Below are 14,832 nucleotides of genomic sequence, written 5' to 3' on the forward strand. Positions count from 1 at the left end.
AGCCGAATCAACAGCATTGCTTGTTGATTCGGCTTTTTGTATAGACGCTTATAAATAAATTCGTTGATTTCCTATATTTTCCTAAAAAAGAAAAAGCATTTCAACCACTTTTAAATAACATGCCGATTCATCTGTCAATCAAATCCAACCGGAATTGATTGGGCTGGTTTACTGGTTGCTTGCTTCACGTCAGTCTCCCACTTGCTATAGATATCTAAAAATCTCACTTCTTCTTCATCACTATATCCTTCAAAAACAACTTTATCGATATTTCCATGATCAAAAAAAATCGTTGTTTCAGGATTTAATCCTGAGGGGTAAAGCACTGCCATATAGTCTGCAAACGTATCTTTTTTCGACTGTTGATCTGTATATACAGCACCTCTTCCAACGATGACTAATTTTTGTAACCCTTCCTCAAGCAACACGACACTTCCTAATGGTAATAACTTTTTCCCCTCATTCATTATATATTTCCTCCTTGTCAGTTCCTTTGATATGTTTGTTAAAATATTTCTCACCGTACCATTCTAATTGTGTTTTCCCTTCTAAATTACGGTATTCTTCTGAATATTTGTGTTTATAATAACCGTGTAATAGATACGGGAAGAATAGATAGGCTTCGGCGATGATAAATCCTATATCAAACGCTAACCACATCGCTAAAATATTTATAAAACCTACCATATCTGTTCGAGGTGTATCTCCATCTGGAAAAATAAAATTCCAAATTATAACTATTATGACCACTATCCAGCCGTAATTCAGTACCATTTGAATGATTTTTTCTATAAAATCATCGACTTTATTTTTTTCTTTATCTTTTATATTAAGCATTTTTATATTTAAGGAATTACATTTACTTCTAATAACGATATAACCTACTATGGTTAATAAAATCAAAACGATTATCATCCCAATAGAAGTTAATAGTTTCAGAAACATAGTAATAAAAAATAAATTTACTGTCAGTATTAACCAAATAAGGTAATTGTTACAGGTGTTCATTGTAATAAAAATTCTTGTACTACTATTATTCTTATTTTTATATCTTGTATATAACCAGATAAATAAATACATAAAAAGAAATATCCAAAAAAAACTTTCTGTCAAAAAATTTATATCTGGTTCAGGAACAAGGCTATTTCTATCAGGATCTTTCATCCCTAATTCAGTAAATTTAACAAAACCATATTGTACCATTATTAAAATTATTGATATAGATATTAATAAAAAACGCTTTTTCCCATTATATAATCCTCTTTTTTCAGTATCTTTTATCATATAATCGACTAAACGATCATCCAACAAGTTTAAGCTTTGTTCAAACGTCGCATTGAATAATTTTTTCATATTCTTCACCAATTAGAGTTAATCTCTTCTAATTTTTAAATATCTACTCCTTGTGTTTTTGTTGTTTCTTCTCTATCAGTTCCTTTGATGTGCTTATTAAAATGCTTCTCTCCGTACCATTCTAGCTGACTCTTCTTTTCCCAATTGCGGTATTGTTCTGTGTATTTTTGCTTATAATACCCCTGTAATAGATAGGGGAAATATAGATAGGCTTCTGCAAAAATTATTGCAATATCCATAGCTATCCACATACCTAACATACCTATGAATCCAACAAAATCTGTTCGTACTTCATCACTATTTGGAAATACGAACTTCCATATCATGACGATAATCACAACCATCCAGCCATATTTCATTGCTAATTTCATTACGTTATCTACCAGTATATCTACCCTGTCTTTTTTTCTCTCAACTTCATATAACACATATTCAATCGTACGTTTTTTACTCCTAAACACGACATAGCCTACTAGCCCGATTGAGCCTAGCACGAACAACATACCTAAAATGGTAAGGGGTTTAAAAAATACAGTTATGAATAAAAGATTCATCTCTATCACTAACCAAATGATATATAAGTTTAAGTTGAATTGACCTCTTATTCTTGTAAGGTAATACTCCCCTCTATCCCTAAAAATGAAAACTAAAATTAGCCAGATACAAAATAATAAATAAAACGACCACATTGGTAAAAAATTGATCTCTGGTGTAGGAACTGTACTGGGTCCTAGTTCTCCTTTACTAATTTTCGTGGATATTACGGCGATCAAATAATTGATTCCGATTAAAAAGACAAGCAATAGTACTCCTATCACTCTAGCAACTACCTTACCGCCTGTTGGATCCGGCAATTGATTAACATCTTTATTCATAAAAGTAACAAATGTATCATCACATAAATTTAAACTTTCCTCGAATGTTGCATTGAATAGCTGCTTCATTATTTTTATCCATTAACGCTAACCTCTAATAGTTTTACTGAAGATAGCACCTTTCCTATTGATTTTCCCACTACCTGAATATTACTGAACACACGTTTTACTGTGCTTATATTTTGTGTCACTGATTTCCCCATCTTTTTTGTGACATCACTTATAGCTTCAGACGCCTTATCGTGCAAACTATAAGCTCCATCTTTTGCACTATCATAGATATCTGGTTTAACAAATTGCACTAACTTGTTTATTCCACCTATAGCTCCACCAATTAGTGCACCTCCTACAGCTCCCGAAACTGTTCCCAAAAACGGAATAGGAATTGCGGTACCAATAGCCCCTCCTATTGCACTACCAATCGTCATTCCCTCTAACGGTCCAATACTCTTCACCATCTCTATTCCACCACCTATTATTCCTTTGCCAACACTTCCTGTTTTTCCATATTCATTCACAGCATTGGCGGCGAAAGTGACTCCTAATTGCGCGTAAGTAGCTACTTGTCCTGCCGTTCCTAATCCTTTGGCAACACCCCAATTTTTTGCTCCTTGCACAAATTGAGATTTCTTCAAGGCTTCGCTGACGTAGGTTTTTACAGGGGACGTAAATTTAGTGAAATGTTGATATGCCTTGCCTATCGTATCGATTTTAGGAATCCACTTTCCTTGAGCAACAGCTTTACCGAACATTTCATATTTTGCAAGACCGCTAAATAATTTATTTTTCATACCTGATGGTAGATGCTTAGCAAGCATCAAAAATTCATCGTTGGATGCCAACTTGTTTACCAATGCATCAGGATAATTGCTGAGCAACATTTCAAGTCGTCTGATTGTATCGGTTTTCCCATCTTTCAGGGGTTGGACCAATTTTTCGATCTCCGCATACAGTTCTAAGTAAGCATTGTTTGAAGATTCTTCTAACAATGCTTGTCCGTTTGGTTTGTACTTCTCAAACCAACTCCCATCCACTCCTTTCGGCAATACATAACTACCGTCTGTCTTGATGGTTGTTTGATTCAAGACTAATACGCTTTGCATGGCGAGTTTCAATTCCAGCAGACTGTTATTGAACAGTCCACTGGTTTGGGAGTTAAAGGCATGAAGTTTTTGTTGTTTGCGTTGCAACTTGTAGATATCTTCTTGCAGGCTGTCCGCCATTCGCATCAAGTTTCGATGAAAATCACTGAGCATTTCTGTAATACCTGGTAATATGCTTGTATTGGCGATCTGCCTAATCGTCTGCGCGTGGTTATCGATCGATTGTTTAGCGAATGTTTTGGCACGAATCTGTCCGCTTAAATTCTCTTCGTCCAAGTATCCTTCACTGGCAATCATTTGATGTGCGGAAGAGTAAAGATTCAAGTCTGACTGAATCCCTTGTACTGCAGTGTTTACCCGATTGATCGTAGGAATGATCAACTCAGAAAACAGCCCTTTTCCAGCTTGATAAGCAGCTCCGGAGAGTTTTTTGCCATCAACCGCTTGAACAACTTGTTGACTACCTGTTGACTACCTGTTCGTAGTTGGGTGATCGTTGTACGAGTAAGCGATAAATTAGTGGTCAGATTGCTCATTAAATTAGAAGACTCTGTGGCTGAATAGATTAGTCCCATCGTTTATTCCTTTATTTCTGAAGTTCCGTACGTTCTTCTTCAAGTTTTATCAAACCTTTTAAGTATTCTTGATCTAGTTGATGCTGTTGGGTTTCTACCAACTGCGTGAAGTAAGTTGATTTCCCTTCATTCTCATTTTGCTCCCAACGAGCAACTTGGCTTCCTTGAGATACTAATTCTTCTGTGAATTGTTGGATTTCTCGAAAGCTTTTTCGCATATCCATCTCTAAATAATGCATACATTGTTTTAACTGCTGTTTTTCTTTACTCAGACGCTCCAATCGTTGTTCATTGTTGCTGATTTTACGATCATATTCAGCGAGCAACTCTTCCTTTTCCATACTGACTCCTTACTTGAATCTTGTTTGACTGTCTCTGACTGCGATTGCTTGAGCAAGCTGGGGAAATTTGTTTGCCTGTTCATTGACACAAGTAACTAGATTTGAAATATCGGTGAGTAGGTTGTTACTGACCTCTACGCCTGTTTTCATACTGCTGATCGTGCTCTTGCTTAAAGAACTTGTTTTGCTGCTACTAACAGAAACATTTTTTATTCCTGATACGGCTGCTGTTGCAGTTGATTCCTGAGAAGCGATTTTCGTCATCTATTTTCTCCTTATCTGAATTGATAGAATGGGTCTTCTTTTAATCTCTCTTCTTCATTAATTTTTATGGTTTCTACAATCGGTACAGGTTGCTCCTCTTGCACGAGTAGTGGTCTAGTTGGCGCATCCTTAACTTGTCTTAACAAATCGTCTAAAAATTCTTCATCAGCTTGGTTTTGGAAGCCTTCGAATAACACTTCTGTGATTTGATCCGCATGGATAGAAAAGACTTCTTGGCTTGGCACATCGCCAAACGGATGGGGGGCTACTCGATATCTCGATATCACTTTTTCTTCTTCATTTTTGGCGATGGCACGAGCAACAACAAAATAGAGCAGTTGGTCATCCTCTGTCCCTACCAGTCTTAAGATACTGCCTAGTGGCAAAAACGGTGTGATCATTTCTTCTCTCATGCTTCTTCCTCCGTAGGAAACACCAAAGCTTCCAATTGTTCATCCTTGAAACTGTGTAGGACGTTTTTAGCAACTATTGCGTTTTTTTCTTGATAAGAAAGATTTTCAATAAATAATTGATTTTGTAAGCTTCCACCAAATAAAATATAGTCGATATTTTCTTTTACGAACATAGTGATTCCGCCAAAGGTATTGCCCACTTTCGTCATATGATCGAGAAAAACAAATTGTAAATGGTCGTTTCCGCCACTTAGCAGAGCGGTAACTTCCTCAGGGTTCAATGTTAATTTATCGATCAAGTCTGCAATACCATTGATAATGATGATCCTCTTGCCAGTTTCATTTGTTAAGAGAGCTTCTAGAGCCGTTTTTAGAGCTGTTGGTTCTTCCGTGAGGCATGAACGGTCCAAGTATAGTGAAACTTTCGGCTTTGCTGGTTCGAGTGTTCCATTTGCATCGATCAACACCACTTCTTCTTGTCTTTCTTGACAAATTTGTTGAAGCAGCCAAGGCATCATCGCACGAAGTTGCTTATTGGATTTGAAAAAGATCCCTAATCTCATGCGCTGGAACAAGTCGAATGATTCTACTGAAGAAGTGGCTTTGTTTAATCCCAAATACAGTGTGTGGTCGTCTTGTTCAAGGTAAGAAGCAAAACTTTTTTGCGTTAGGTTTTCTGGTACCATTGGAATTTTATCTGGGCGTTCGCCTGTCCAAGCTTGATTGATTTCTATAATTTCTTCTTCCAGATTTTGGAGTAATTCAGCATCATTTTTCCCATTAATCGGCAGATAAAACTGAATGGTAGTTGGCGTAGAAAGTAAGACTTGTCCGCGCCCATTGATTGCTTCAGGTGACAAAGCATTTCTGCCCATGACCATGTTTATTTCATTTTCATCGTTTAAATATAGCGTGATCTTAGTGGCAATATTGCTCATCATGTTCGTCCGAATACTTCCTGCACGATTCGTGGTCATCACAAGAAAGATACCCAAACTGGCCCCATCTCTTAGTAATTGAAGAAGCACTTCGTCGATTCTATCTTTGCGCTTATCTTCCAAGCTCAGGCCATCATAACTATCAAGAATGATTCCTAAGATCGGCAATTTTTCTCTTGTTCTTGTTTCGTATTGCGTTAGATTCGCGACACCAGCTTGCTTGAACAAATTTTTGCGCTCTGCCAATAATTTTTCGATGCGATCAAGCATTTTTTGCAGTTTTTCATCTTCTTCCAAAGTCGCTATATCCGCAATATGGGGTAATTCCTTGAGTACTAATAAGCCATTATTCCCAAAATCGATTAAATGAAACTGTATCGTTGCAGGAGTATTTTGACGGGCAAGGTTCATTACAAGGGTTTGCAACACTGTTGACTTCCCATAGCCTGGACTAGCTACGATCAATGTGTGACTCGCTTCTTCGAGATTGAAGGTATAATTCATTTGTTTTTGTTCAGAAGGAATATCTAAACAACCAAATGGGATAGCTAGATTACGAACTTCTGACTGTTTTATTTTTGGCGTCATAATCTGCTTATCTAAGTTCGGTAGCCACGGCTTATCCGGCAATTTGTAGGTAGAATCGGCAAAGGTTGTCTTGATCTTATCAATCACTGCTTCTAATTGTGTTGGCAAATCTCGTGTATCTTTTCCTTGAATGATTTCGATATCTGGATCATAAAGCAATTCTAACTGGCCCAATTCATTGATTTTGAATACCCGTTCATCGATCACTTCTTCGATCAATTGTTCTGGATCATATGGAACCCCCGCATAACCACTTTGAAATAATTCATACACCTCATTTTCGCCAACTTTCAAATAGCCTCGTCCAGGATTCGTGATTTGTGCGGCATCTGGCGTTTTGAGTAACTCATTCGAGTCTTGGACACTCGCCATTTTCAAGGCAATTTTACTCGTACTATTGGCTTCGATCTGATCATTGACTACCCCAGAAGGTTTTTGGGTGGCTAAAATCAAATGGACACCTAATGAACGTCCGATTCGGGCAACAGAAGTGAGCTCATCTAAGAATTCTGGAACATTGGCTTTAAGCTCCGCAAATTCATCCGAAACTAAAATCAAATGAGGCAAAGGTTTTTGCGGATAAACAACGTCTGGTTTTGGAGTCTTTCTTTGTTTATACAAGGTCATGTAGCCGTTGATATTATTTACGCCATATTTGGCAAACTCTCTTTGACGTTTCGCTAGCTCTGCTTTGATGCTTGCTAAGGCTCGCGCAGTTCTAGCACCATCCAAATTAGTGATTGCACCCATAAAATGGGGCAAATGATCTAAGGTATTGGCTATTCCGCCACCTTTCCAGTCAATAATCAACATACCGATATCTTCGGGCGAAAAATTGATTGCTAAGCCGATCAAATAAGTCGTTAAAAATTCAGATTTCCCTGAACCAGTCGTACCACCAACTAAGGCGTGTGGTCCATGGACTCGTTCATGTAGATCCCAATAAACCAAATCTTTTTTTCCACGCCAACCGATTAATGAGCGAATCGATTTATTAGGTTCAGCAGTAGCCCAGCGATTTGAAATCGCTAGTTCTTCAACTGTCTTGACCTCATATTGTTCCAATAGACTCAAGCTGTCAGGTACCGCATTTTTCTCTACTTCCACATGATGGAGATTCGCCAAACGCCGAATGGCTTTTTCGATTGGATAGGTTGTCGGCAAATGATTGGGAATAAAACGCTGGTTCACATATTCATTGTTCTGATTGATCAACGTTGCTGCCTCATTGCTTTGATATTCAATTAAAGTAGTCGTTGTTTCTGGCAACATATTCAACGTTTCTTTTCCCCAAATGACCGTAATGCCATAGTCTCCTAAATTTTCGGCTAAAAACTCGTTCAATCCATGACCTGCCAACCAACTTTCATCCAAAATCGAAAAAACATACTGTGGCTGAAAGTGTACCTTTTCATTACCCGCTTCACGTACTTGTTGTTTTCTTTTTGCCACTATTTGATAAAAAGAATTCAAGATCATGTCTCGACTTTGGGGGGTATGCACCATTCCTCTTAGATTTAAAGAACGGATTTTATTATGAGGTAACCAACGCCATTCTCGCCAATGTTGTTCGTACTCTTCCGACGGGATCAGTGTAATGAATTCGACGTCTCGATAAGAATGCAACACACATAACTGAAATAATAGGAGTTGTAATGCTGTTCGCAAAATACTAGGTGTTCCTGCTAAGCCAACCGTCTGTTCCAAAAGTGAAACGATGATCGGGGCATCTCCAAGTTGTTTGTAGGGGCTATTAAGATGCTCAAACGCTTCATTACTCAGTTCATCCTCTTCTACCGGCTGGAAGTTTGTTTGAAAACTAGCATTGATTTCGCCGATTCCTAAGCGGACAGTCAAAAAATCTTCGTTCACTGTCATACGTTCATAAATCCTCGCATGATAATCTTTAGCCATCAATGCTAATTCATTCAGTGCGGGATTCATATATTCTAATGCTGTTTTTTGTGTTTGCTGTAAGACAGTAAGCTCTGACTTTTTTTTGATCATATACTGACGGAAATGCTCTTCTCTCATATGATTTTTTCTGTTGATTTCTTTTTTGTTTGTAAAATAACTCGATACAGAAAAACCGGTTGTAAGTAAACTAGCGCCTCCCATACTGATCAACATAACTGGATTGCCTCCGCTCAAAAAACTTGTAGCACCGCTCAAAACAACCATACCTAACGGTGGAACGATGGTTTTCAACCACTCATTCTTTCCTTCATTAGATTTCTGCTTAGGTGATTGGATCTCAATTTTTTCTTTTGGCTCTTTTAAATGGATTCTTGGACTACGCCTAAATGCTGGAAAATTTTCTGGATACTCGGGAATGTAGGGTTCTTCGAGCAACTGCCAAGGGTCCAACTGTAGCTGATTTTTTAAATCTGAGATCTTTAATTGTTTCTCGCGCATCTCAATCATGAGATAATCAATGATCAATTGATCGCCTACAGAAAATGGAAATACACCTTTTTCTACACGTTGGTGATTGTAATAAATCTTGGCTTTACTAGGATAGATTTTTACTTGATAGTCATCAGTACTATTACGATTAATAAAAATCAAGGCATCCGAATCAATACGGATTGCCGAATCTTGTGCATTTGATAGATAGACGCTTTCCCTTGGCTTATTGACGATCACCGTTTTCAAATTTTCATGATGAACGAGGAGAAACTTTTCATCCTTGACTACTTCTCCTCCACAAAAAAGCTGTCCGTCTTCACAGTAAAGCGTTTGATTGTCCAGTATTACTTGATTGTTTTTTTCTGTTATTTGTTTATGAATAAACGTCGAACCAAAGTAAAAAAGGTCATAAAGAACTGAAACGGAATGTTGGATTTGATCAGTTATTGAAATTGGCTTAGTTTGCTTCATTACTATCCGTCTCGCTTTCTAAGATTTCTAAGTACTTATTGATTTCTTCCTCATAACTCGTTAATAACTCTTGCTTCTTCTGACCACTCATTTTGTTGTTTGCTCGCGTCGCGTCGTATAGTTTGGTATAGGCATGTAAAATGTATTGATGATCGCCGAGGTTTTGTGCGATATCTAGTGATCGATCAAAATTTCCCCGTCCGATATAGATCCAGTAAAGCAACGTATTCTCATTTGATTTTTGGGAAATATTATTTAAGATCGCTGTCTTTTGCTCATTCGACAAATTATCCAGCTGTACAGCGCTGACTGCAGCAACATATTGAGCGCCAGAAGGGAGATCTTCGGGTTTATCATCTTTTAATGTGGTTAAAACACCAGCGTAATTATTAGCAATATATTGCGTTTCAGCAGAACTGATCCGTTCTTGTGCGGGAAGTTTATCAAACGCATAGATGCCTGTCGTAAGCGCTAAACCTATTGTTGAAATGCTTAATAAAAGCGTGCCCCACTTAAACATAAAATAGCTTTTTTTGTTCACCATTTGAATTTCTGATGCACGTTTCGTTTTCTGCTGTACGACTTGTTCGCCAATCATGCGGTCGATTTCTGCGACACTGTTTGCTCTTTGGATTCGTTTAGAAAACTCGTCCTTCAATGTGCCATTTCCTTCAATCAGTTGCTCATAATCGAACTTAGGATGTAAAATTGTCAGGATCAATGCACGATATTGCTTCAAAAATTCTTCTTCGGTTATTTCATAAGGAATAATTGAATGCGCAAACCCTCTATGTGCTATGATGATTTCTTCTCCAAATAGAAATAGATTGGCTGGATGGATGAAAGGCTGGATTGGGCTACTCAAAAACTCGGATAAGAAATTGATTTTTTGTGCAAGTAATAATCGTTGAAAAAGTTCTGTTCGTTTAAGGTACTCTTGCAAAGAATAGATTTGTTTACTTTTCTGGTATTGAATGACGAGTTTTTCCTCTGAAGATTCTACGATCTGTCCAGAGAGTAAGTGCTTTTTCTGTGTTAAGAATAGTTGATACTGTTCTAAACGATCGAGTTGGTATTGCTTAGCATTCAGTGTCACTTTGACAGCATCAGTTGATGTCTCAATCATGATCGTTTCAGAAATATCTTTTATGTGGGTCACGTTCGTTCCTCCGATTTTTGTTGAGATTCATGGATCAGTAAATGATCGCCTTCACTTAATGGATAATCTGCCACATATGCCTCTTCCTTTAAGCGGATCGGTTTATTTAATACCACTAAGTCGAACGCATCTGGCAAGGACGAACCATTTTGTATGAAAGATTCCTTTAATAATTCTTTTAATCGTGTAATCGTTACTTGGATTGGGATCTGTAAGTCAATGATTTCTTCTTTGACTTGTAAACTTATCCCAATTGCTTGATTTTTTTCCAACTACAACAGTCCTTTAATCATTTTTGTATTTCTGCTGTGAAAACTTTTTACCAAGATAATTGCCTCCAATAGTCAGTAAAATACTTCCTAGTAGAAGTAAGATCCACAAAACAATCCTTCCCTGGATAGCTGTGTGATTGGGGTTAGCTGACGACCGATGTCCTACAGACATTTGCCCTTCTTTGAATAATTGGGGTGTAATTGTTTGTTCAAAGACCTGTGGCTGTGAAGTTGCTTCCGACACAAAGACGAGGTTCTGAGCAGTGGAAATCTGTTGTCTTTGTTGTTGGACACGTTCTTGGTCTAATTTTGTTTTATCTTCTAAAAATAAATCGTGTACTATAAATGTTGTTTCATGATCTTCGATGCCTTCCCTTTCTTGGTAGATCACATGGTTATTGATAGTGAGTGTACTTGCCAAAACTGTGACATTCGGGTGACTTAAAAATAGTGAAACTACCAACAAAAAGAAAAGCCCCCCTATTTTTTTCTGAACCATTTTATACCTCCGTTTATTCATTTGACCGTTCTTTCTTCTCTTCTGGCCGGACAATAAAATTCAATATCACTCCAAATATCAGGAATAGAACGAGCAATAGATAACTTCCCCAACCGACGACACCCTCATTCATCAACACAGTAAAACCGTTTTGAATATTCTGTAAAGGTGATAGACGATAGAGCCATTCTGTCAACGAGCCATTTTTGATTGCTACGCCCAACAAAGGAGTCAACATGAAGAACAAACCAAAAATCCCACCACATAAATACAACGTGATTTTTTTGAATTGGCGCATGAACCCTAAAAGAATCAATTGACCACTAGCAAAGACTAAAAATGCATAAACGAACCAAACAAAAGAATGGGCGGCTCCTGATACTGTGGTCGTTAAAACGCTGTAAATAAGTGACAGAACTAACGTTACGCTGAGTACCGCTACCATATTAGGCACGTTTTTCCATATACGGTTCGGTGTGACTAACAAATCGACAGAAGTCACTACACGTTTTTTCATCACGCTAGATAATTGAAAGGATACTAACAGAATCATAAAGCCTCCAATCAATGTCACGTAGTAAGGAGTCAGTGAGCTTTGTCTTGTTTGACCAAAGCTTCCTTGTCCTAAAATCGGACTTGCTAGAAAATTAAAGACCTGGGGATTATCTGCCCCTCCATTCCTTGTATTCGAAAGGACTTCACTAAATGATTCGGCATATGTTTGATTTTCAGAAACAGTCTGTGCCGATTCATCAAGAGAGGTACTTAGATTACTTAAAATAGTGGTAGCATTCTCTTGTACTTCGATGGTCGATTCTTTTAGCTGATCGATCGTAGGTGTGATATCAGCTACTTCTGCCGCAGATTGACCGGTAACTTCAGCTGCTGCTTTTGAACTTGCCATCAATCCTTGCATCGTTTGGATCAGACTGGCTGTTTGAGCTTCAATCAGGGCGTATTCATTTTCTTTGGGATGTGGATTTTCTTCTGAGATGACGGATTCCGCTTCTGTTTGTGCCGTTTGCTGCCAACTGTCGTATACTGCATGGATTTGTTGATTCGCAGAGGCGAACCAGTGGTTTAATTTGTCCGCTTCTTCCATAAATGTTTGTGGCAATGTCATTAGTTGCAAGGTACCGTACAAGGTTGGTTTTAGTTTTTCAGGTTCTCTAGTCCCTGGAGAACCAATAACTGCTTGTAATGCAATGATTTGATTCTCGGTATCGCTATACAACTGATCCCCTGTTTTTTTGTATTCCTGATACAGTTGTTCGCTGATCATCGAAGGTTTGTCACTTTCCTGAAGATTGTTATATAGCCAGTAGATTGAACGAGAATCAGCTAATTCAATAAGGGATCTCCCCGTATTTTCTGGTTGATCGATCATCTGTCGGTATGCGGGTATCGTTATAGAATGGTGCGGTGCACCAAATAGCGTGACGATTTGTTGCGCAGTCGTACTTAATAGTTGAAACTGTTCCAAGATTTGTGGCACATCGTCGATCAATGGCTGATCCATCGGAAGATAGACTGAGAATTCCCTCGTTTGTTGTACGTGTCCATTGATTATCCATGTGTAAAACACTTGATTGTATGAAGTAGTCTGTTGTTCTGGAGTCAACTGCCACTTTAAAGGAATGCTTACTTCAAAGTTCAATTTATCTGGTAGCGAAGGATATTCTATACGCTGGTGCTCTTCTTCCGTTTCTTCTTCCGTTTCTTCTTCCGTTTCTTCTTCCGTTTCTTCTTCCGTTTCCTCCTCCGGTTCAATCGTCCAAGGTTGTACGATTGTTAATGAATAATCTGTATCTACTCGGATCGCTGTTTCATAGTTGTAGGGTGCCAGTAACTGATTCAATTGATTTTCCATTTCTGTAACATCATATGTTGGATCAAAAAAGAGCATCCCTTGCTGCTCTTCTTCTGTTTGTATCGAGAGGACCGTGTCTTGTTTTAACTCAATTGACATCTGTTGATTGGTGGTGGGTAAAGAAATCGTTGCATCATGTTGCGCTTTCGGTTCAAGATAAGCAAAAGAAGCTTCACTTCCGATTGGTCGGTCAAAATCGTGGGCATAACGTGTAACAATCGCTAGCTCATCATTGAAAATAGCGGCCTGATCCTGACTGATCACTGCTTGATTTTGTAATTCAGTTAATAATTGAGCTAAACTATCCACCGAGATCTGGGGCAAAGTCTCCTCGATAACTGATTGATATGCCCCATCTAATTTGGGTCCATTACTTTGATTTGTCATCAATTTGATAATCGCATTTTTAACTTGATCTTCTGTCGCAGTTACAGGTGTACTTGTCGGATCATTATAATACGCATTGGCAATTTGACCTTTTAAGCGTTCTAGCTGTGCTACCTGACTCTCCAACTCAGTAATTTGTTGTTGGATCTCTTCAATGCGTGTTTGTTGATTGGTTTGAAACGCCGTTGCCTGGGTTAAGAAATCCCAATAGATACCGAAACTATTTTGTTCATTTTGAGTATAAAAATTGCTAAACTGAGCTGAAATTGCATCATTGAACAAGTCGTATTGATTTCTATAGTCAACTGTTGCGTTCTCCCACTGAGTGGTTAATTGATTTTTTTGTAAGGTGACTTGTTGATTGAATTGATTGATTGCTTCAGTGATTTTTTCATTCGCTTCTTTTGTATAATCAACAATTGTCTCCTGAACATTTTCTGTCTCTTTGTGAGTCTCTTCTAAACTTGAATTATTGCGCTCCAAAAGAGATTGTACCGAATCGACAAAGGCTTGTTGCTGTGCCTTGAATGCACTATTTGTTGTATCTAAAATACTAGTTGAGTCTAATACACTCGCATAGTTGTCTGGAATATTTTGGAATGGCTGATAGATACTATTTTCTAGATTTTGCTGATAATTGCTATGTGTATTCGTCATTTTATTCACGTTTTGCTGCGCTTCAGAGAGATTTCCTACAATACTGGAAAAATACATTTGCACAACACGCTGATTGAAGTTTGTTAAAATCTGATTCACTTGTTCTTCGATCATTTGGTTGGTTATTTCATTTTGTCCATCCCGCACTTGATATTCGATGACCGCTTTTTCTGGATTGATGCTTTGTAAAGATAATAGTTTTTCCGAAAAATCTTGGGGAATAATGATTTTTGCATCGAATTGGCCGTTCTCTAGTCCTACTGTTGCAATATTACGCGTAGTCGTTTCCCAACGATTGGTGGAATCTTTATTGATCAGTGTCACAAAATCGGTTCCTAACAAGTACTGCTGACCTTCAAAATCTGCTCCTCGATCCTCATTCACCAAAACATATTGCATTTTTGTCGTCGGGCTGGCGGTGCTCGTGATGATACTCTTTTCTTTAAAGCCGATATACGCAAAGAAAAGAAGCAAAGATAAACTTGCGATGACCGCAAGGATAAATGGCTGCTTTTGCTTCAAATGGTTTTTCAAGTTGTTCTCCTCCTTCTAAAAGAGCATGGGGTCAGAAGTGACTTTCCTGTATTTCTACCTTTAAAAATAAGCGTCAAAATCCAAAAATAGCTAGCTGATTTCGGATTTTGACGCTTATATCATG

At 38.0% G+C, this 14,832-nt stretch carries 13 protein-coding genes; all 13 read right to left on the minus strand.

Features of this window, described 5'->3' with window-relative positions; genetic code table 11:
• Positions 1-134: 134 nt before the first annotated feature.
• Genes I2F89_RS13985 through esaA form a run of 13 tightly spaced genes read right to left on the minus strand, consistent with a single transcriptional unit; the run spans position 135 to position 14,708 of the window.
• Positions 135-467 carry a DUF4176 domain-containing protein gene (locus tag I2F89_RS13985; RefSeq protein ID WP_071866518.1) on the minus strand — a complete coding sequence of 111 codons (333 nt, stop codon included), beginning with the start codon at positions 465-467 and terminating at the stop codon, positions 135-137.
• A complete protein-coding gene (locus I2F89_RS13990) occupies positions 460-1,353 on the minus strand; it encodes a DUF4176 domain-containing protein (protein WP_195514533.1) in 894 nt (297 codons plus the stop codon). Before I2F89_RS13990 ends, I2F89_RS13985 begins: the two co-directional genes overlap by 8 nt.
• Positions 1,354-1,388: 35 nt before the next feature.
• Entirely contained in the window at positions 1,389-2,297 is a 909-nt protein-coding gene (locus tag I2F89_RS13995) for a hypothetical protein (protein ID WP_195514534.1), read from the minus strand.
• 5 nt (positions 2,298-2,302) lie between these two features.
• Complete coding sequence (locus I2F89_RS14000; protein ID WP_324250214.1) at positions 2,303-3,712, minus strand: hypothetical protein; 1,410 nt, start codon at positions 3,710-3,712, stop codon at positions 2,303-2,305.
• A complete protein-coding gene (locus I2F89_RS15720) occupies positions 3,709-3,906 on the minus strand; it encodes a hypothetical protein (RefSeq protein ID WP_324250215.1) in 198 nt (65 codons plus the stop codon). Before I2F89_RS15720 ends, I2F89_RS14000 begins: the two co-directional genes overlap by 4 nt.
• A gap of 11 nt (positions 3,907-3,917) precedes the next feature.
• Positions 3,918-4,247, minus strand: coding sequence for a hypothetical protein (locus I2F89_RS14005; RefSeq protein WP_195514535.1), 330 nt, complete (start codon positions 4,245-4,247; stop codon positions 3,918-3,920).
• Positions 4,248-4,256: 9 nt separating this feature from the next.
• Positions 4,257-4,511 (minus strand): hypothetical protein, encoded by a 255-nt coding sequence (locus I2F89_RS14010; RefSeq protein ID WP_195514536.1) that lies wholly within the window; start codon positions 4,509-4,511, stop codon positions 4,257-4,259.
• An 11-nt stretch (positions 4,512-4,522) separates the two neighbouring features.
• Positions 4,523-4,924 carry a DUF4176 domain-containing protein gene (locus I2F89_RS14015; RefSeq protein ID WP_074801458.1) on the minus strand — a complete coding sequence of 134 codons (402 nt, stop codon included), beginning with the start codon at positions 4,922-4,924 and terminating at the stop codon, positions 4,523-4,525.
• Positions 4,921-9,330 carry a type VII secretion protein EssC gene (gene essC, locus I2F89_RS14020; RefSeq protein ID WP_195514537.1) on the minus strand — a complete coding sequence of 1,470 codons (4,410 nt, stop codon included), beginning with the start codon at positions 9,328-9,330 and terminating at the stop codon, positions 4,921-4,923. The genes I2F89_RS14015 and essC overlap by 4 nt, the downstream gene beginning before the upstream one ends.
• Positions 9,317-10,489 (minus strand): type VII secretion protein EssB, encoded by a 1,173-nt coding sequence (gene essB / locus I2F89_RS14025; RefSeq protein ID WP_086335481.1) that lies wholly within the window; start codon positions 10,487-10,489, stop codon positions 9,317-9,319. Before essB ends, essC begins: the two co-directional genes overlap by 14 nt.
• Positions 10,486-10,761 carry a type VII secretion protein, YukD family gene (locus I2F89_RS14030; RefSeq protein WP_142433077.1) on the minus strand — a complete coding sequence of 92 codons (276 nt, stop codon included), beginning with the start codon at positions 10,759-10,761 and terminating at the stop codon, positions 10,486-10,488. Before I2F89_RS14030 ends, essB begins: the two co-directional genes overlap by 4 nt.
• Before the next feature lie 13 nt (positions 10,762-10,774).
• Positions 10,775-11,260, minus strand: coding sequence for a hypothetical protein (locus tag I2F89_RS14035; protein ID WP_195514538.1), 486 nt, complete (start codon positions 11,258-11,260; stop codon positions 10,775-10,777).
• A gap of 13 nt (positions 11,261-11,273) precedes the next feature.
• Entirely contained in the window at positions 11,274-14,708 is a 3,435-nt protein-coding gene (gene esaA / locus I2F89_RS14040) for a type VII secretion protein EsaA (protein ID WP_195514539.1), read from the minus strand.
• Positions 14,709-14,832 lie beyond the last annotated feature (124 nt).

Origin of the sequence: Enterococcus sp. 1001283B150225_161107_E12 (genome assembly GCF_015556925.1) — a bacterium.
In the GTDB taxonomy this organism is placed as follows: Bacteria; Bacillota; Bacilli; order Lactobacillales; family Enterococcaceae; genus Enterococcus_B; species Enterococcus_B mundtii.